Origin of the sequence: Streptomyces sp. NPDC002054 (assembly GCF_040296685.1) — a bacterium.
In the GTDB taxonomy this organism is placed as follows: Bacteria; Actinomycetota; Actinomycetes; order Streptomycetales; family Streptomycetaceae; genus Streptomyces.
This window is the reverse complement of sequence record NZ_JBEOXT010000015.1, coordinates 42,156-60,452: the sequence shown is the minus strand read 5'-3', so window position 1 is coordinate 60,452 and position 18,297 is coordinate 42,156. Positions and strand designations below refer to the sequence as shown.

The window sequence follows — 18,297 nt, the reverse complement described above, 5'->3', positions numbered from 1 at the left end:
CTTGTCACAGGGGGAGCGGGGTGGAGGGGGTGGAAGGGGCGGGGACGCGGCGGCGGTAGGCGACCGCGCGGTTGCCCAGGGCGTCGGTGGTGAGTTCGGCGTCGACCTCGAAGACTTCGGCGAGCCGCTCGGCGGTCAGGACCGCTTCGGGGGTGCCGGCGGCGACCAGCCGTCCGTGGTGCATCAGCACCAGGCGGTCGCAGTACCGGGCGGCCAGCGACAGGTCGTGCAGCGCCACGAGGACGGTCTGATCGGTGCCGGCGAGCAACTCCAGCAGGTCCAACCGGTGCTTCACGTCGAGGTGGTTGGTGGGCTCGTCGAGCAGCAGGGCGTACGGCTGCTGGGCCAGCGCGCGGGCGATGTGGGCGCGCTGGCGCTCACCCCCCGAAAGGGCCCGCCAGGAGCGGCCGGCGAGCGCGCCGAGCCCGACCCGGTCCAGCGCGGCGGCGACGACGGCCCGGTCCGCGGCGTCCGGCCCGCGCCAGCGGTCCCGGAAGGGGGTGCGTCCCAGGCCCACGATGTCCGCCACGCTCAGGTCGCTGTCGGATCCCGAGTCCTGCTCGACGAAGGCGACACGGCGGGCGATCCGGCGGGCGCTCCACCCCCGTACGGACTCGCCGTCGTACCGGACGGTGCCGGCGTCCGGGTCCCGTAGGCCCGCCAGGCACCGCAACAGGGAGGATTTCCCTGATCCGTTGGGCCCCAGCAGCCCCACCGTCTCTCCCGGGGCGATGTCCAGGTCGACCCCGCGGACGACGGGCGTACCCGCCACGGACCAGCTCAGCCCTTCGGCGGTGATCCTCACAGCTCACCCCGCTTGCGCAGGACGAGAAGGAAGAGCGGGGCGCCGAGCAGTGCGGTGATCACGCCCACGGGCAGTTCCCGGGGCGCGAAGGCGACCCGCGCCAGGGCGTCCGTCGCTACGAGGAACACCGCGCCCGCGAGTGCCGCGTACGGCAGCAGGACCCGGTGCAGCGGCCCGGTCAGGAACCGCACGCCATGGGGCACGATCAGCCCGACGAACCCGATGGCGCCGACGGTGGCCACGGCCACGGAGGTCAGCACCGCCGTCACCACGAGCAGCAGCATGCGGGTGCGTCGCACGCCGATGCCCAGGGACGCGGCGGTGTCGGCGCCGAAGGCGAGCCCGTCGAGGGCGGTCGAGCACAGCCATGCGGCCACCAGCCCCAGGGGCGTGACGATCGCGCAGACGGCGACGGCGTCCCAGCGGGCGGGCGCCATCGAGCCCAGCAGCCAGTGGGTGACCGCCCGGGTGGTGTCCGCGTCGGCCGAGGCCATCAGGATCAGCGAGGTCAGTGCGGTGAAGAGCTGGCCCACGACCACGCCCGTCAGCACGATGCGCACCGAGTCCAGTCCGGTCCGGCGCAGCAACAGCAGGAGCAGGCCGAAGGAGAGCAGCGCCCCGATCAGGGCACCTCCGGTCACCCCGAGTACGCCGGCGCCGACGCCGAGGACCACGACGGCCACGGCACCGGTCGATGCGCCCGAGGACACGCCGAGGAGGTACGGGTCGGCGAGCGCGTTACGGGTGACCGCCTGCAGGACCGTGCCGCACACCGCGAGTGCGGCGCCGACCAGGGCGGCCATCAGCACGCGCGGCAGCCGCAGATCCCAGATGAGCGAGTCCACCAGCGGCGGTGGCGGTTCGACGGCCAGACCGAGCCGGCTGCCGAACACCGCGGCGAGATCGGTCCATGCCACGTCGGCGGTGCCGATGCGCACCGCCCACGCCACCGAGACGGCCAGGAGCGTCGCCGCGGCGAGGAAAAGCCCCGCCCGGGCCGCCCCGGACCGGCCGGCCCGGGGCACGGTCGCCGAGGTCGCTGTGGTCACGGGGGCGGTGCGGGCCGCCGGGTGCAGCAGATCCACCGGTCCCGGGCGGGTGGCCGGCTCAGCGGGCATACCCGAGGCCCTTCATGCCCGCGGCGAGCAACTCCAGGGCGTGCACGGAGCGTACGGACGGGTCCAGTTCGATGCCCGGCACCTCGATGATCCTGTTGTTGCGTACGGCGTCCAGCTTGGAGATCACCGGGTGCCCGGCCATCGCGCTGCGCTTCTCGGCGGCGCTGTCGCCCGGCCGACCGCGCTCGGACAGGTCGCCGATGACGATGAAGTCCGGGTTGCGCTTGGCGACTTCCTCCCAGGAGACCTCCGGCCAGTCCTCGTTCACGTCGTCGAAGGCGTTCCTGGCCCCGACGATCCGGCTCATCTCGCTGGGCAGGCCGGTCTTGCCGGCCACGTACGGCATCCCGTTGAAGACGGAGTAGAGGTAGACCACGGTCGGCCGGTCCTTGACCTTCGCGGCGGTCTCCCCGGCCTTCGCGACCGCGGCGCGCTGCTCGGTGGCGAGCCGGCCGGCGGCCTCGCCGACACCGAAGGCCTTGCCCAGGCCCTCGTAGTCGGCGAAGAGGAGCTCGAAGGCGCTCTGGCCGGCCTCGTTCTGCCGGGGGCAGTCGACGGCGCTGACGAAGGTGGGGACCTTGAGGGCCGCCAGCTCCTCGCGGGTTCCCGCCCGGTCCTTGGTGAAGAGGTCGCCGGAGCCGGCGACGACGAAGTCGGGCGTGGCGGCGCGCAGTTGCTCGCCGGTGGCGATCTTCGGGGCGATGACGGGGACCTTGGCGTAGGCGGCCTGGTACTTCGCCGGGATCTTCGTCTTCAGGTTGGCCGTTCCGGCCATGCGCTCCTGGAGTCCGAGCTCCAGCAGGACCTCGGTCGAGGTCTGGTCCAGGGCCACGGCACGCCGGGGCGGTCCGTCGAGGGTCAGCTGCCGGCCGCAGCTGGTGAGGGTCGTCGGAGTGCCGGCGGCCGTGGCCGCGGGCTTCTGGTCCGAGGAGGAGCCGCCGGTCGCCGAGCAACCGGCGGTCGAGAGAAGGACGGTGAGGGCGATGGCGAGGCGGGCTGGATGACGCACGGGTTCTCCGGTCGGGCAGGGGACGGGTCTGGTCGCGAAGCAGAAGCGCCGCGATGAGACGGTACTGTAATGGTTATCATTTTCGATAACCAGCTCGGGGGTGCCCCGGGCCGTGAACAAGGGAGCAGCACACCGTGGCGACTTCATCCACGCCCACCCCAGCGCAGACCGATCGGCCCGACGACCGGCCTCCCGCACCGTCCGTCCTGCGCGATGCCGCGTTCCTGCGCCTGTGGGTGGGAACCACCGCCTCCGGCCTGGCGACCTGGGCGCTGCCCTTCGTCCTCGGCCTGGCCGTGCTGCACCGGGACCTCGGGCCGGCCGGTCTCGGCCTCGTCCTCGCCGCACGAACCGCCGGCTTCCTCGCCGCCGTCGCCGTGGGCGGCGTACTCGCCGACCGCCACTCCCGCCGTGCGGTCGTCCTGTGGTCGGCGCTGGCCGCCGCCACCGCCGCACCGCTGCTCGCCGCCGGACTCGGCCGCTCGGTCCTGCTGATGACCTGCGCCGCCGCCCTGGCGGGCGCCGGCCAGGGCGCCTGCCGCCCCGCCTTCCAGGCGCTCACCGCCGAGACCGTCGCGCCCGAGCGCAGGCAGCAGGCCAACGCCGCCATGACCCTCGCCGTCCGCAGCTCCACCCTGGCCGGCCCGGCGCTGACTGCCCTGCTCGCGGCCTTCCTGGACGTGTGGACCCTGCTGCTCGGCATCGGCCTGCTCTGGCTGATCGCCGCTTTCGTGCCGGGCCGTGGGGAACCGGGCACGGCCGACACCGCCGAGCGCGCGCCGCGGGCCTCCTTCCGCGCGGAGTTCGTGGACGGCATACGGGAAGCCCGCCGGCACCCCTGGTTCCTCGCCGGCCTCGGCTCGCTGACCGCCGTCATCGCGCTCGGCTACTCCGCGACCAGCGTCGCCCTGCCGCTGATCAGCCGGGACCGCTACGGCACGGAGTGGGTGCTGGCCGCGGCCATGACGGCGTACACCCTCGGCGCGCTCGGCGGTGCCCTGGTCATGGCCCGCTGGCGGCCCCGCGCGCAGGGCTGGGCCGCGTTCGCCGGGCTCGCCGCGTACGGCTTCGCGCCGCTGAGCCTCGTGCTGCCGGTGCACCCCGCCGTGGTGATCGCCGCGTACGCTGTCGCCGGCATCGGGATCGAGCTGTTCAACGTGCCCTGGTTCACGGCCACCCAGCGCGAGGTCGCCCCGGACAAGCTGGCCCGCGTCTCCTCGCTGGACTTCCTGGTGTCCTACGGCCTCGCCCCCGTCGGCCTGGCCCTCATCGCCCCGGCCATCACCGTCTTCGGCGTCACTCCGGTCCTCGCTGTGTGCGCCGCGGTCTGCTTCCTCGTACCGGCCGGCGCGGCACTGGTGCCCACCGCCCGCCACTTCGCCCGTACACCGGCCGCGGCCGACTGACCACCGAGCCGGGCCCGGTACAGTCGCCGTGCGTCGCGTCCGACCACGATCTTCCGAAGGTGCACGATGAGTCTGGAAGCGCACATCAACTCCGCCGCCCGGACGGCCGACAGCGCGAGCCCCTGGCGTCCGCGGCTCTTCGCCGCGGGTGACCCCGGGCAGCGGGCGGAGTTGACCGGGTTACTGGACCGCGGTGCGGCGGCGGAGGTGCTGGACACCCTGAGCGAACAGGTGGCAGAGCTGCTCACGGCCCGCCGCCCCGCCTGGCGTCCGAGCGCCGCCGAACTGGCCGCGGCCGTGCAGGAGCACCTCGGCGGGCGGCCCCTGGAGTACGGGACCTGGGTCTGGTACCCGTGGTCCCGCCGGCTCGCGCACGTCCTGCCCGAGCCGGAGTACCGCGAGCTGCGCCACTCCCGCAACCACTACAAGATCACACCGGCGGAACAGGCCGAGCTCACCGGCAGGACGATCGCCGTGGCCGGTCTCTCCGTGGGCGCCGCCAGCGTGTTCACCCTCGCTCAGGAAGGGGTCGGCAGCCGTTTCCGGCTCGCGGACTTCGACCGGCTCTCGCTGTCGAACCTGAACCGCCTGCGGGCCTCGGTCACCGACATCGGCCTGCCCAAAGTGGTCATTGCCGCACGGCAGATGTACGAGATCGACCCCTACCTCGACATATCGGTATGGCCCGAAGGCCTGACCGAGGACAACGTCGACGCGTTCCTCACCGGCGACGGCCGGGTCGATCTGTTCCTCGAGGAGTGCGACGACCTCTACATCAAGGTTTTCGCGCGGGAACGTGCCCGGGTGCACGGCATCGCGGTGTTGATGGAGACCAACGAGCGCGGCATGCTGGACGTGGAACGCTTCGACCTCGAACCGGACCGGCCCCTGCTGCACGGCCTGATCGAGGGCGTGTCGGCCGCCGACCTCAAGGGGCTTCCGGTCCGGGAGAAGGTGCCCCACGTCCTGCGGATCCTCGGCCCGGAGAACCTCTCGGACCGCATGGCCCCCTCGCTCATGGAGATCGGGCACACCCTCTCCTCATGGCCCCAGCTCGCCTCGGGGGTGGCGCTGGGCGCCGCCGTGCTCACCGACACCGCCCGGCGGGTCCTGCTCGGGCAGTTCACCGCTTCCGGGCGTTTCTTCGTCGACCCGGCGGAGCTCGTACGCGACGGCGCGCAGCAGGCCCAGGCGGTGCCCTCCCCGTCGCCCGCGGAGGCGCCCGCGACGGAGACCCGCACCGCCCCGCTCCTCCTGCCCGGCCCCGGTGCGGTCCTGGGCGAGGAAGGCATCCGCCGCCTCGTGGCGTACGGAATCCAGGCCCCCTCCGGCGGGAACGTCCAGCCCTGGACGTTCGTCGCCCGCGGCCCGGTGCTGCACTGCCGCACGGACGACACACAGCCGCCGACGCTGCTCGACTTCCAGGGGAGCGCCACCCTGCTGGCGATCGGCGCGGCCGTCGAGAACATCGACCTCGCAGCCCGGGCCGCGGGCTGGGCCTGCCAGCTCCGCCCCTTCCCCGAACCGGCCGACCCCGGCCTGATCTGCGAACTCACCTTTTCCAGGGCCCCGCACACACCGCGGCCCGAACTGGCCGACTGGATCGACCGGCGGGCCACCAACCGCCGGCGCGGTCCGGCCCGTCCCCTGGACGAGTCCCACCGGCAGGCCCTGATGCGCTGCGCGGCCGGCAACGGTGCACGTCTGCACCTGGTCACCGACCGTGCGGAGCTGGACGAGACCGGCCGCATCCTGGGCGTCGCCGACCGGCTGCGCATGCTGTCCCCGCGGCTGCACCGGGAGATGATGGGCGAACTGCGCTGGACCCCCGAGGAGGTGCGGACGACCCGGGACGGCATCGACCTCGCCACCCTCGAAGCGGACGACACCGACCTGGCGGGCCTGTCCCTCGCCCGCCACCGGGCCCATCTCGACTTCGTCCGGGACATGGGCGGCGGCCGGGCCTTCGAGGAAGGAGCGCGCAGCAGCGTCGCGGCCTCCTCGGCCATCGGCTGCCTCACCATTCCCGGGACCGGCTCCCGGGCTCACTTCGACGGAGGCCGAGCCCTGCAGCGGCTCTGGCTCACCGCGACGTCCCTGGGCCTCGGCTTCCAGCCCGTCACCGTACTGCTGTACCTCTTGGCCCGCGTCGAACGCGGTGCCGGCGCCGGGCTCGACGCGGCGGAAACCGCCACCCTGCACACCCTGCGCAAGCGCCTTTCCGCCCTCGTCCCGCGGCACCCGGACGAGACCGAACTGCTCCTGTTCCGGCTCTCCTACGCCCCGCCGCCCACCGCCCGCGCGCTGCGCCGGGGCGTCGACTCCGTACTTCGCTTCGACGACCCCGGCACGCGCTGACTCGGTATGTGCTCAGGCCGGCGTCAGGAGGACTGCTCCGTCAGGATCGCCGGGTCCGACAGACCCGCCGCGCCCGTCTCGACCTTGCCCGCGAAGCGCCGCATGAAGTCCGGGGCCCCGGATGCGGTGACGGTCACGTCGTACCAGCGCTTCGTGTTCTTCAGCGACACGCTGTGCTTGACGGTGGCGCCCTTGGCGACCGTGAGCCGCTTCGGGCCGCCACCGTAGGCGTTGACGACCGTGAGGGTGGCGGTCGCGTCGCCCGCGTTGGTGAGGGTGAGGTCCAGGTTGCCGGTGGTGGCGTTGTGGCGGGCGGTGACCTCGGGGCCCGGGGTGGTGCCGGGGTTGCGGAAGCCGCGCAGGAAGCCGTTGGGGCCGTGCACGGTCAGGTCGGTGACCCCCGCCGAGTAGCGGGTGTTCCAGGCGTCCGCGATCGACTTGCCGGCCTCGGTGGTGTACGTCCAGGGGGCGTCGGTGCGGTTGCCGGAGGTGACGTAGAACTGCGAGCCCAGGTCGGGGCCGCCGCTGAACGTCAGCCGGAACTTGCCCTCCGAGACGAGCGCGGTGCCGTCCACGTACGGGGCGTACTTCAGCGCACGCGTCGGGCGCAGGCCCTTCTCCTGGCGCGGCATGCTGCCCACGGCCGGCGGGGTGGCCCGGAAGTCGGGGTGGCGCTCACGGTCCTGCGGCTCCCAGGCGCCGGTGTCGGGCAGCCGGACGGTCGCCGTGTCCTTGCGGGCGAAGTCGAAGGCGGAGGTGAGGTCGCCGCAGACGGCTCGGCGCCAGGGCGAGATGTTGGGCTCCTGCACGCCGAACCGCTGCTCCATGAAGCGGATCACGGAGGTGTGGTCGAAGGTCTCGGAGCAGGAGTAGCCGCCGGTGCTCCACGGGGAGACCACGAGCATCGGCACGCGCGGGCCCAGTCCGTACGGACCGGCGACGTAGCCGGCCTTGCCGGGGAAGACGTCCAGCGCGGTGGGCGCGGTCGACAGGCCCTGGTTGGCGTTCGCGGGGGCGTACGGCGGGACGAGGTGGTCGAAGAAGCCGTCGTTCTCGTCGTAGGTGATGAAGAGGGCGGTACGGGCCCACACGTCGGGGTTGGAGGTGAGGGCGTCCAGCACCTGGGAGATGTACCAGGCGCCGTAGTTCGACGGCCAGTTGGAGTGCTCGCTGAACGCCTCGGGGGCGGCGATCCAGGAGACCTGGGGCAGGGTTCCGGCGGCGACGTCGGCGCGGAGCCGGTCGAAGTAGCCCTCGCCGGCCTTGGCGTTCGTGCCGGTGCGGGCCTTCTCGAACAGCACGTCGCCGGGCTTGGCGTTGCGGTAGTTGTTGAAGTAGAGCAGGGAGTTGTCGCCGTAGTTGCCGCGGTAGGCGTCGTCGATCCAGCCCCAGGAGCCGGGGCCGTCGAGGCCGTCGCCGATGTCCTGGTAGACCTTCCAGGAGATCCCGGCCTCTTCCAGGCGCTCGGGGTAGGTGGTCCAGCCGTAGCCGAGCTCGGCGTTGTTGAGGACCGGGCCGCCGCCCTTGCCGTCGTTGCCGGTGTGGCCCGACCAGAGGTAGTAGCGGTTGGGGTCGGTGGAGCCGATGAACGAGCAGTGGTAGGCGTCGCAGATGGTGAACGCGTCAGCCAGGGCGTAGTGGAACGGGATGTCGTCCCGCGTCAGGTAGGCCATGGTCGCCGGCGTCTTGGCGGGCACCCAGTTGTCGTACTTGCCCTTGTTGAAGGCGCTCTGGCCGCCGGCCCAGTCGTGGTTGAGGCCCTGGAGGAACTCCATTCCGAGGTCGTCGGACGGCGGCCGGAAGGGCAGCGTCTCCTTGCCGGCGTTGTCGGCCTGGTGCCAGACGCTCTTGCCGCTGGGCAGGGTCACGGGGCGGGGGTCGCCGAAGCCGCGGACGCCGCGGAGTGCGCCGTAGTAGTGGTCGAAGGAACGATTCTCCTGCATCAGGACCACGATGTGCTCGACATCGGCGATGGTGCCGGTGGTTCCCTGGGCGGGGATGGCGGCGGCGCGCGCGATGCTGTCGTTGAGCATCGACAGGGCGGCGGCACCACCGGCGAGCTGCAGGAAGCGGCGGCGGTTGAGTTCAGCCATGGGGGTTCGACCTCTGCGGTTGAGGGTGGTTGAGCGCCCCCAGCAGAACGCGCCCGGGGTACCGGACAGGGAGCCTGACGTGACGGCGGCGGATACACCAGGCGAACGGCAGACGGATTTCGACGAAGTCCAGCCATCCGCGGCCATGGCCGCGGGCGGAGCGGGCCCATGCGGCTGGGCCGGGCCGGCCCGAGCCGGCCCAGCTCAGCTAGGCCCAGCTCGGCGCGGGCTGGCCCGGGCTGGACCGAGCCGGCCACCCCGGGCCGACCCCGCCCAGGCTGGGCCGACCGGGCCGACCGGGCCGACCGGGCCGACCGGCCCTGCCGGTTCGGGCGGGTGGGCCGGGCCGGGTGGTCCCGGCGGGCCCGGTTGTGTTCCGGGCCTGCTACCGGCGGGTGGGGCGGTCGGTAGCAGGCCCGCATGGCCGGGGCGGGTCTCCGTGTTCCGGTGGCGGGCCACACGTGGCCGGTCCGGGCGGCGGGCCCGGGGGCGCGCTGCGCGTGGCGGCGCCGCGGGGGCGGTGGGCGCAGCCCGGGCGCCCGAGCCGTGCCCCCGCCCAGTCAGGCCGTCCCAGCTCGGCCCGGCCTGGCTGCCTTTCGGGCGAGCGGTCCGGTTGGCCGGCCGGGCTGGGCCGGGCTGGGCCGGGCGGGCACGGTTGGCTTTCGGGTCTGCCCCGGGCGGGGCGGGCGGGCGTGGGCGGGTCTGCGTGGCCCGGGTGGGCCGCAGGTGGCCGGTCCGGGCGGCGGGCACGGGGGCGCGATGCGCGTGGCGGCGCCGCGGGCCAGGGCGCCGGGGGCGGCGGGTGTAGCCCGGGTTGCGGCCCGCTGTGAGGGCATGGCGTCGGGCGGTCATCTTGCGGTTGCATGGGGGACGTTCTGAGTCCTCCCGTTCGTTGCGATCAGGGCCTTACGATGCGCGTGCGAGGCGCGTGGAGCGCGCACAGCGGGGTGTCAGGGGGAGGCGCGATGGCCGCACGACCGTACGACATACCCGAGGATCCGCCGGACCACGCCAGGCGCGACCTGCCGGGCGGGGTGCAGCTGTACCACCTGAGGCCGGACGGTGGCATCGTGCTGGCCGACCGGGAGGGGTCCCGGGAGCTCGGCCCGGAGCGGGAGTTCCTGCGGTTCATCGACGACGGGCAGTTCGCGCACTATCTCGTGGGCGACGCCGGCACCTCACCGGAGCGGCCCTCCAACGCCACCGTGAAGCTCGGGGTGGTGGGCCCGCGCAGCGCCTTCACCCCGCACGCCCACGGCGGCGAGCACTTCGTCCTCAGCCTCGGCCACGCCGCCTGCGGGCTCTACGACCCGGACCGCGGACGCGTCGCCGAAGTCCTGCTCGCGCCGGGCATGCTGATCCGGATCCCGGAGATGATGCCGCACTCCTTCGCGAACCGAGGTGACGCCCCGCTGACCATCCTCGCGGCCAACACCGGATACGGGATCGACCACGAGGACTACGCCATCACCGCGGCGGAAGCCGAGCACCGGGCCGGCCGACGCGGTCCCGCCCCGTCGGCCGGCATCGCCACAGCCACAGCCACAGCCACAGCCACCGACTACCGGGTCCTCGCCGCCGCGCTGCGCGACATCGAGCGCGCCCAGCAGGCCCATGGCATCGCCGGCACCACCGTCCGCGAGCGGCTGGCCGCTCGGCTGCGCCGAGTGGCGACCGCGCTGGAGGTGCACCGGTGATCTGCCCCCACTGCGAACGCAACCTGCTCCGCAAGGAGCGCGCCGGCAACATCTGCAGCCACTGCAAGCGCCGCTACGCGCTGGACCCCAAGACCAACTCCCTGCGCCTCAACGACCTCCGGGTGCGCCGGATCACGACCGGGCTGACGGACGGCGGCCGGATCCAGGTCACCCCGGGCCAGTTGTGGTACGCGCTGTCGCGCAAGCGGCTCAGGGAGGGCGAGTTCGCACCCGGATGCGCGGGCGGGGCGTTCTTCGGCGCCGCGATCGTCGTCCTCTGGGCCGCCATCGGCGAGCTGGCGTTCCTGCTGTACGTCTCCGGACTCCTGCTGGCCATCGGGTTCGGCATCCTGATCGCCCGACAGCTGGGAGCGGGCCGGGGCATCCCGCCGATGACCCGCGGAGCCTTCCGTTCCGAGGCGCTCGCCGAGTGGCGGCGGGTGTACGGGAGCCTGCCGCCCGGCGTGGTCGACGACAGCGGCCACCCCTGGCCCCGGCGGCCGGCCGACGCGGCCCCGCCGAACGCCGTGCTGGTCTGCGCCGATCCCTCCATCGCCGCCTTCCTCGTCGCCGACGGCCTGCCCGACCGCCACGGCATCGCCCTCGTCCAGCGCCCCGAGCACGTGCCGGCCCTGCTGCCCGCCCTGCCGCCGCGCGGGCCGGTCCTGGTGCTCCGCGACATCGACGCGCGCGGCGAACTGCTCCTGCGGCAGCTCCGCGAAGCCCTCCCGGGCCGCCCGGTGGTCGATGTCGGACCGTCGCTGCGTACGCTCCGCGGCCTGCCGAAGGCCGTCCCGTACCGCGAACCGGACCGCAAGCCGACCGCGGAGGAGATGGGCCGGCTCACCGCCCTGGGCGAGTTCACCGAGGACGAACTGAAGTGGCTGGCGCAGGGCTGGCGGTTCCCGCTCGTCGGCATGCCCCCGGCCCGCCTGCTCGCCGTCCTCGACCGGCTCGCCGAGCAGGTCGGCCGCAGCCTCGACGCCGGACGGCGGCACGCCGCCGAGGTCGGCTTCATGACCTGGCCCGGTGCGGCCGGACCCGGCCCGGACCCGGCGGGCGAGCGGTGATCTGCCACCGCCCATCCGGACCGGCCGTGGTGGACGCCGGGCTGCCGGTGGCCGCGGTCCGGCGCCGGACGGGCGCCGTTCACTGCGTCTCGCGCGTCCAGGCCGTGGCCGCTGCGGCTGCCGCCGGCGTCGGAGCCCAGGCCGTGGCGCGGCCCGGCTCCGACCCGGCGTACGGCTTCATGACCTGGCCGGACACGGCCGGCACGGCAGCCGCGGACCCCTCCGGCAGGAAAGGCACGCCCATCGCATGAGTACGCGTACGAGCCACGCCCTCGCCTTCGGAGGCCGGCTGCTCGACCTGGCGATCGGCGCGGCAGCCGCCCGCGCGGCCGACCCCGGCGGGCTCCGGTTCACCGAGCGTCAGCTCTACTACGAGACCTGCCGGGTCCTCAGCCCCGCCGCCCCGCTGCTGCGCCGCGTGCCCGGCACCCCGCCACCGGCGTTGCGGCTGCCCTCCTTCACCCGCGCCCTGGACGCGCGGGGCCGGGAGACCGTACCCGGCCTGCTGCCGGCCGCGGTGCCGGCCGCGCCGCTCGCGGACCCCGCGCGGGACCGGCCGTCCGAACCGGACCTGTACGACTACGGGCTGCCCCGCCTGCTGCTCTGCCAGGACCGCTCGATCGCCGCGATGCTGCTCGCCAACCACGTCCACCTGGAGGCGGCCTGCCCCGTCCTCGCGGCGCCCGACGCGCTGCCCATGGCCCGGCACCTGCTCGGGGCCCTGGAGCGGGCGGACGGCGCCACCGTGCACGTCCTGCACGACGCGAGCCCCGAAGGGGTGACGCTCCCAGCCCGGGTCCGGGCCGCACTCGGACCCGTTCCCGGGGTACGGGTCAGCTCCCTGGGGCTCGTACCGCGGCACGCCGCCGCGCTGCGGCTGCCTGCGGGGCGCGGCCCGGCTCCCGCCCAGGCGGCGTGGGCCGACTGGCCGGCCGCGCTACGGCCGCGCGAGGCCGCCTGGCTGGGGCGGGGCCGGTTCGCCGAAGTGGCCGCCGTACCGCCGGACAGGCTCATACGGACGGTGCTGCGCCTGACCCGGGGCCCGCGACCGCCCCGCGACTCCCTGTGGGGCGATCTGAGCGGTCTGCGCACGGCCGGCTTCATGACCTGGCCCGCCGCGTGAACCGCCCCCGCGACCCCTTCCACACACCCGAGGTGCGCACACGATGATCCGGCCCCAAGAGATCGGCTACGCGGACGAACTCCTCGCCGACGGCACGGTCCACCGCAGCTACGAAGACGGCCTGGAGGAGTGGCGCAGCCGCACCCCGGGCCGCCCCCACCTGGTTCGCTGGCACGACAACCGGGGCGCCGCCGGGACCGACGAACTGCTCGGCAACCGCGTCATCAAACGCACCCTCGCCGACGGGACCGTCAGCTACGCCCGGGACATCGGCTATGGCCGCACCGTATGGCCCCGCGGCGACCGGGTCACGGTCAACCGGAGCTCCTTCGGCGGCCGGATGGGAGTGCTGCTCGCCGGCCTGGGGGTGGCGAGCCTCGCCATCACGGCCGCCCACCTGCCGCCGCTGAGCATGACGGCGGAGGAGGAAGAGGCCCTGCGCCGTCAGCAGGAGCAGAGCCAGGCGTCGTCCTCCGGAGGAGACGGCGGTGGCGGGGGTGGCGGGGACTCCGGCGGCGACGAGGACTGGGAGGCGGGCTGGGACGGCAACGACGACGCCTGGACCGACGACGACTTCGGCTGACCGGGCCAGGCCGCGCGGGGCGCGGGGGTCGTGAAGGGGGCCGGGGGCCGCCGGGCCGGGGCTGCGAGCGACGCAGGGGTCGCGAGGATCGCGAGTGATGCGCAGGCCAGGCAGGCCACGGGCGACGCGAAGGCTCCGCAGGCCGCGAGCAACGCGCAGGCCCCGCAAGCAACGTAGGCCGCGGGCCACGCGAGGGCCACGCGGGCCACGCGGGCCACGAGCGACGCGCAGGCCGCGAGAGTCGTGAAGGGGGACGGGAACCGCCGGGCCGGGAGCCGCCGGGCCAGGGATAGCCGCCCCTGCGCGGGAAACGAAGAAAGGAGCCGCACATGGCACGGTTCTGTGCCTGTCTGGCCGACACCACCGGCCAGGCCCGCGCCCATCTCGAGGCGATGGGTGCCCCCGCACCGGGCCACGCTCCGGCAGCTGCACCGGGCGCGGGGCTGAGCCTCGTCACCGGCGAGCCGGGCCGGGCCACCGGTCCGTTCACGGCCCACGGACGTACGGCGGTCGGCGAGGTCACCCTCCACAACCGCCCGGTGCTGCTCGCCGCCCTCGCGGCCGGCGCCAGCGCCACCGCCCCGCCGCCGCCCGACTGCCCCGATGGCGAACTCCTCCTGCACTGCTGGGCGCTGCTCGGCGATGCCGGAGTGGCGCTCGCCGAAGGGATGTTCGCGCTGGCCGTGTCCGACGGCCCCGACCTGGTCCTGATCCGCGACCACGTCGGCGCCCGCACCCTCTACTACGCGCGGGCCGACGGCGCCTGGGCCGCATCCACCTCGCTGCGGGCGCTGCGCCGCTGGCCGGCGCTCGGCACGTCAGTGAACCTCTCGGCGGTCCGCTCCTTCCTCACCTTCGCCTACCTGCCCGGCGAGGAGACCCTGCTCACCGGGGTCCGCGAGGTGCTGCCCGGCCGGGTGCTGCGGCTGGCCCGGGACGGCCGGGTCACCGAAACGGTCCACTGGGAGCCCCGGGAGGTCGTCGATGCCCCCGGCCCCGTTCCCGACGACCCGACCGGTCATGTCCTGGCCCTGCGTGCCCTGTTGGAGCAGGCCACGGCGGTCCGGCTGCCCGCCGCGGAGCCCGCGGCGGTGCTGCTCTCCGGCGGCATCGACAGCTCCCTCGTCACAGCCCTGGCGGCCAAGCTGCACAGCCACCCCGTCCACACGTACTCGATCAGCTTCGGCGACGACCTGCCGAACGAGCTGGGCTACTCCGGCCTGGTGGCCTCCCACTGCCACACCCGGCACCGGATCCTGAACGTCTCGGGCGCGGCGGTGGCGGCGCGGCTCGCCGAGGCCGCGGCGCTGCTGGACAGCCCGGTGGGGGACCCGTTGACGGTGCCGAACCTGATGCTGGCCGAGGCCGTGGCCGCGGACGGTGCCTCCGTGGTCCTCAACGGCGAAGGCGGCGACCCCGTCTTCGGCGGGCCCAAGAACCTCCCCATGCTGGTGCAGGAGATGCACCGGACGCCGGGCGCGCCCTGGGACGAGGACAGGGCGACCGCCTACCTGCGCTCGTACCGCAAGTGCTGGACGGACCTCCCGGTCCTGCTGACGGCTCCGGCGCTCGACGCACTACGGGACGCCCCGCCCCTGGAGCGGCACGTGGAGCCGTACCTGCTGCCGGAGGCCGAGGGCGGCAGCCCGTACGCCATGGCCCACCTCCTCAACCGGCTGCTCCACTGCAACCTGCGGACCAAGGGGGCGCACCACATCCTGACGAAGGTGGAACGCCTCACTGCCTCCCAGGGCGTGGAGGGCCGCTCCCCGCTGTTCGACCGGGCGGTCGTCGATCACGCCTTCGCCACCCCGCCGGGGTACAAACTCCGCGGCACGGCCGAGAAGTGGATCCTCAAGGAGGCCGTGCGGGACCTGCTCCCGGGCACGGTGGTCGACCGCCCGAAGAGCGGGATGCGGGTACCGGTCCAGCAGTGGCTGAGCGGTCCGCTGCGCGATCTCGGGCGCGAACTCCTCCTCGGCCGCCGGTCCCGGGAGCGAGGCCTGTTCCGCCCGGAGACCATCCGGACCTGGCTGAAGGGCGAGGGCACGCTGCTGCCCCGCCAGGGCGGCAAGCTCTGGCTGGTCCTGACGCTGGAGCTGTGGCTGAGGTCGTACGACGTATGAAGTCCGACTCGACTCCGATCGGCGAAAGGCGCCCATGAGCACTGAACACACCAAGACGACCGAGCTCACCGACCCTCGTACCGGGCGGACGCGCGGCACCGCCCCGCTCTCCCGGGAGCGGGAGGTGGCCGCCGCCGTGGCGGCGGCCCGCGCCGCCCTCCCCGGCTGGAGCGCCCTGACACCGAAGGACCGGGGCCGCCGGCTGGACCGCCTGGCGGCCCTGATCGAGGAGCACGCCGATCAGTACGCGGCCCGCGAGCAGGCCGGCACCGGCAAGCCCGGGACGGAGACGGCGGGCGAGATCGAGCAGGTGGCGGACCTGTTCCGGTTCTATGCGACGGCCGCACGCACCCGGACCGCCCCGGCCTCGGGGCAGCTGGTGGCGGGCCACGAGAGCTGGGTCCGCTGGGAGCCGGTCGGCGTGGTCGGGGTGATCGTGCCGTGGAACTACCCGCTGCTGATGGCCGCCTGGCGCTGCGCGCCGGCCCTCGCGGCGGGCAACACGGTGGTGGCGAAGCCCGCCGAGACCACCCCCGACAGCCTGGAGCTGCTCGCGGAGCATGCGGCGCGGGCGCTGGGCGCGGACGTGCTCCGGTCCGTCCCGGGCGACCGGCAGACCGGCCGCCTGCTCGTGGAGTCCGCGGTGGACATGGTCGCGTTCACCGGCAGCGGCCGGGCCGGAGCCGACGTGGCGGCTCGGGCGGGGACCCGCCGCGTCAGCCTGGAACTGGGCGGCAACGCACCGGCGATCGTCCTCCCGGACGCCCCCGCCGACACCTGCGCCCTCCTCGCGGAGGCCGCCACGTTCAACGCGGGCCAGAGCTGCGCGGCGCCGGCCCGGGTGATCACCCTCGCGGAGAACTACGAGGCCACCGTCGCCGGTCTCGCAGCAGCCCTGGGATCCCGGCTCGCCGGTCGCGACTTCGGCCCGCTGAACAATCCGGACCAGGCGGCGCGCTACGACCGCCTGGTCGCCTCCTCCGGGGCGAAGCGGAACCTTGCGGCCGACCTCGCCCCGGACATCGACGGGCAGCGGGGGAACTGGCGCCCGGCCCGCCTGCTGGCGGACCTCCCGCCCGACGACCCGGCAGTCACCGAGGAGGTGTTCGGGCCGCTGCTCACCGTCCAGCAGGCGGCGAGCACGGAGGCGGCCCTGGCCCTGGCGAACGGCGTCCCGCAGGCGCTCGCGGCGAGCGTGTGGACCACCGGCCTGGGCACCGGCCTCGACCTGGTCGCCCGGCTGAACGCGGGCGAGGCGTGGCTCAACTGCCATCTGGTGCAGACGGCGGAACTCCCGCACGGGGGCCGGGGTACGTCCGGGCACGGCACCGACCTGAGCGTCCTGGCGCTGCACGAGTACCAGCGGCCGAAGACGGTGACCGTACGACGGACCCTGTAGGCCACCCCGTAGCCAGCCCCCAGCCCCCGTAGTCCGCCGTCGGCCGTCAGAAGATGCGCTGGCCCGGCGTGAGGATGCCGTCCGGGTCGTAACGGTGCCGGGCGGCCTTGAACTCCTCCCAGAAGGCGCCGAAGTGGCGCTCCCAGTCGGCCGTGGTCAGCGGCACCGACCCGATCGGGTACCAGCAGCCGCCGGCCTCGACCGTGGCGTCGTACTGGCGGCGGTTCGCGGCGACCATCTCCTCCGCGGAATCCGCGCCAGGCGAAGCGGTCTTGAGGACGGAGAAGAGATAGGCGAGTTCCTCGTCCGGCATGACAGGGAGCGGGGTCGTGCACTTCGCGGTGAGGATGGGGTACACCAGGATGACCGCGCTCAGGCCGACCGCGTCGGGCTTGAGGTTCGCGAGGGTCTCCGTGACGACGGCGTTCACCGAGGAGGCGGGGAGCAGACTGTCGTACCAGGGGTGGGGCCGCTGCCACTCACCGATGGTCTTCAACGTCTCCATCGACGGGGCGATCCGGTTGAGGAAGTCGAAGTAGTCCACGTCCTGGACCTCGACCGCCGTGTGGCCCAGGTCGCCGATGAGCCGGGCGTCGTCGGCGGACGTCGCGTCGTAGGCGGCGGCCTCCATCACATAGGTCCAGCCCTCCGGGGAGGGCGACACGGCCTCGCCGATGAGGTAGTCAAAGCGTCCCTCCTCGATCAGCTCGGCCTGCTGCGCGGTGAGCGCGGGCACGCTCGGGTAGGTCAGCGTGTAGAACCGTACGGAACGGGGCGCGGGCACCAGCTGGATGGTGGCGCGGGTGATAAGGGCGCACTGTCCGAGGCCGCCGAGGGTGGCCCGGAACAGGTCGGGGCGCAGGGTGGGGGAGCAGGTCGTCAGTTCGCCTTCGCCGGTGACGACCTGGAGTTCGAGCACGTTGGCGGTCTGTGTCCCGTAGCGGCCGATCTGCCCGCCCAGGCCTCCGGCGCCCAGCGTGCCGCCTATGGACAGCTCCAGGTAGTCGGTGAAGGCGGGCGGGGTGAGGTCCTGCGCCAGGGTGGCCCGGACCAGGGCGCTCCACAGGGCCCCGGCCTGGACGACGGCAGTGTCCCCCTGGATCTCGACGGAGTTCAGGGTGCCGAGGTCGATGACGAGCCCGGAGGGCACCTGGGCCTGCCCGTGGGTGGAGTGCCCCTGGCCCCGCGCGGCCACCTTCAGCCCGCGCTCGCGGCAGTAGCGGACCATCGCGGCGACGTCCTCGGCCGAACCGGGCTTGAGGACCGCGGCGGGCTGCTGGTGCACGAGGCGGCCGAAGTCGCCGGACGCCGCTTCGAGAGCGGCCTGGTCGAAGCACAGTTCCCCGTCCAGCGCCGGGACTGCGTCGAAGACACCGACGGCGCGGCGGGTGGCGGCCGGGTCCGGCTGCCGGTCAGGGCGGTGGGGAGAACTCACGCTTGCTCCAGTCGGTTCGGGTTTGCTCCGGGAACGGACATACCTCCTGCACATTGTGATCGTTGCCCCGTCAGG

At 74.0% G+C, this 18,297-nt stretch carries 14 protein-coding genes; 9 read left to right on the top strand and 5 right to left on the bottom strand.

The window, feature by feature from the left end:
- Positions 1–4: 4 nt before the first annotated feature.
- The 3 genes from ABT123_RS16215 to ABT123_RS16205 are packed head-to-tail and all read right to left on the bottom strand — an operon-like array spanning position 5 to position 2,932.
- Positions 5–805 (bottom strand): ABC transporter ATP-binding protein, encoded by an 801-nt coding sequence (locus tag ABT123_RS16215; RefSeq protein ID WP_351314078.1) that lies wholly within the window; start codon positions 803–805, stop codon positions 5–7.
- Complete coding sequence (locus tag ABT123_RS16210; protein ID WP_351314075.1) at positions 802–1,923, bottom strand: FecCD family ABC transporter permease; 1,122 nt, start codon at positions 1,921–1,923, stop codon at positions 802–804. The genes ABT123_RS16215 and ABT123_RS16210 overlap by 4 nt, the downstream gene beginning before the upstream one ends.
- On the bottom strand, positions 1,913–2,932 hold the full coding sequence (locus ABT123_RS16205; protein ID WP_351314072.1) for an ABC transporter substrate-binding protein: 1,020 nt from the start codon (positions 2,930–2,932) through the stop codon (positions 1,913–1,915). The genes ABT123_RS16210 and ABT123_RS16205 overlap by 11 nt, the downstream gene beginning before the upstream one ends.
- A 206-nt stretch (positions 2,933–3,138) precedes the next feature.
- Between ABT123_RS16205 and ABT123_RS16200 the strand changes: the two genes are divergently transcribed.
- Complete coding sequence (locus tag ABT123_RS16200; protein WP_351314359.1) at positions 3,139–4,338, top strand: MFS transporter; 1,200 nt, start codon at positions 3,139–3,141, stop codon at positions 4,336–4,338.
- A 66-nt stretch (positions 4,339–4,404) separates the two neighbouring features.
- On the top strand, positions 4,405–6,696 hold the full coding sequence (locus ABT123_RS16195; protein ID WP_351314069.1) for an Rv1355c family protein: 2,292 nt from the start codon (positions 4,405–4,407) through the stop codon (positions 6,694–6,696).
- A 23-nt stretch (positions 6,697–6,719) separates the two neighbouring features.
- Here the strand turns inward: ABT123_RS16195 and ABT123_RS16190 are convergent, their stop codons facing one another.
- On the bottom strand, positions 6,720–8,789 hold the full coding sequence (locus tag ABT123_RS16190; RefSeq protein ID WP_351314066.1) for a phosphocholine-specific phospholipase C: 2,070 nt from the start codon (positions 8,787–8,789) through the stop codon (positions 6,720–6,722).
- 965 nt (positions 8,790–9,754) lie between these two features.
- Between ABT123_RS16190 and ABT123_RS16185 the strand changes: the two genes are divergently transcribed.
- The 7 genes from ABT123_RS16185 (at position 9,755) to ABT123_RS16155 (ending at position 16,787) form a co-directional block, all read left to right on the top strand.
- Positions 9,755–10,486 (top strand): cupin domain-containing protein, encoded by a 732-nt coding sequence (locus ABT123_RS16185; RefSeq protein WP_351314063.1) that lies wholly within the window; start codon positions 9,755–9,757, stop codon positions 10,484–10,486.
- Entirely contained in the window at positions 10,483–11,556 is a 1,074-nt protein-coding gene (locus ABT123_RS16180; protein WP_351314060.1) for a hypothetical protein, read from the top strand. The genes ABT123_RS16185 and ABT123_RS16180 overlap by 4 nt, the downstream gene beginning before the upstream one ends.
- A gap of 26 nt (positions 11,557–11,582) precedes the next feature.
- Entirely contained in the window at positions 11,583–11,807 is a 225-nt protein-coding gene (locus ABT123_RS16175; protein WP_351314057.1) for a hypothetical protein, read from the top strand.
- Positions 11,804–12,679, top strand: a complete 876-nt coding sequence (locus ABT123_RS16170) for a hypothetical protein (RefSeq protein ID WP_351314055.1) — start codon at positions 11,804–11,806, stop codon at positions 12,677–12,679. Before ABT123_RS16175 ends, ABT123_RS16170 begins: the two co-directional genes overlap by 4 nt.
- A 43-nt stretch (positions 12,680–12,722) precedes the next feature.
- Positions 12,723–13,262 carry a hypothetical protein gene (locus ABT123_RS16165; RefSeq protein WP_351314052.1) on the top strand — a complete coding sequence of 180 codons (540 nt, stop codon included), beginning with the start codon at positions 12,723–12,725 and terminating at the stop codon, positions 13,260–13,262.
- A gap of 329 nt (positions 13,263–13,591) precedes the next feature.
- Positions 13,592–15,388 (top strand): asparagine synthetase B family protein, encoded by a 1,797-nt coding sequence (locus ABT123_RS16160; protein WP_351314049.1) that lies wholly within the window; start codon positions 13,592–13,594, stop codon positions 15,386–15,388.
- Positions 15,389–15,422: 34 nt separating this feature from the next.
- Entirely contained in the window at positions 15,423–16,787 is a 1,365-nt protein-coding gene (locus ABT123_RS16155) for an aldehyde dehydrogenase family protein (RefSeq protein WP_351314046.1), read from the top strand.
- Positions 16,788–16,833: 46 nt separating this feature from the next.
- Here ABT123_RS16155 and ABT123_RS16150 read toward each other — a convergent pair whose 3' ends face one another.
- A complete protein-coding gene (locus tag ABT123_RS16150) occupies positions 16,834–18,222 on the bottom strand; it encodes an FAD-binding protein (protein ID WP_351314043.1) in 1,389 nt (462 codons plus the stop codon).
- Positions 18,223–18,297: the final 75 nt, after the last annotated feature.

What these genes read in the sequence shown, in the direction of transcription:
- ABT123_RS16155 (WP_351314046.1), top strand. Translation starts at nt 15,423, where the DNA reads ATGAGCACTGAACACACCAAGACGACCGAGCTCACCGACCCTCGTACC.
- ABT123_RS16190 (WP_351314066.1), bottom strand. Translation starts at nt 8,789, where the DNA reads ATGGCTGAACTCAACCGCCGCCGCTTCCTGCAGCTCGCCGGTGGTGCC.
- ABT123_RS16160 (WP_351314049.1), top strand. Translation starts at nt 13,592, where the DNA reads ATGGCACGGTTCTGTGCCTGTCTGGCCGACACCACCGGCCAGGCCCGC.
- ABT123_RS16170 (WP_351314055.1), top strand. Translation starts at nt 11,804, where the DNA reads ATGAGTACGCGTACGAGCCACGCCCTCGCCTTCGGAGGCCGGCTGCTC.
- ABT123_RS16195 (WP_351314069.1), top strand. Translation starts at nt 4,405, where the DNA reads ATGAGTCTGGAAGCGCACATCAACTCCGCCGCCCGGACGGCCGACAGC.
- ABT123_RS16210 (WP_351314075.1), bottom strand. Translation starts at nt 1,923, where the DNA reads ATGCCCGCTGAGCCGGCCACCCGCCCGGGACCGGTGGATCTGCTGCAC.
- ABT123_RS16165 (WP_351314052.1), top strand. Translation starts at nt 12,723, where the DNA reads ATGATCCGGCCCCAAGAGATCGGCTACGCGGACGAACTCCTCGCCGAC.
- ABT123_RS16185 (WP_351314063.1), top strand. Translation starts at nt 9,755, where the DNA reads ATGGCCGCACGACCGTACGACATACCCGAGGATCCGCCGGACCACGCC.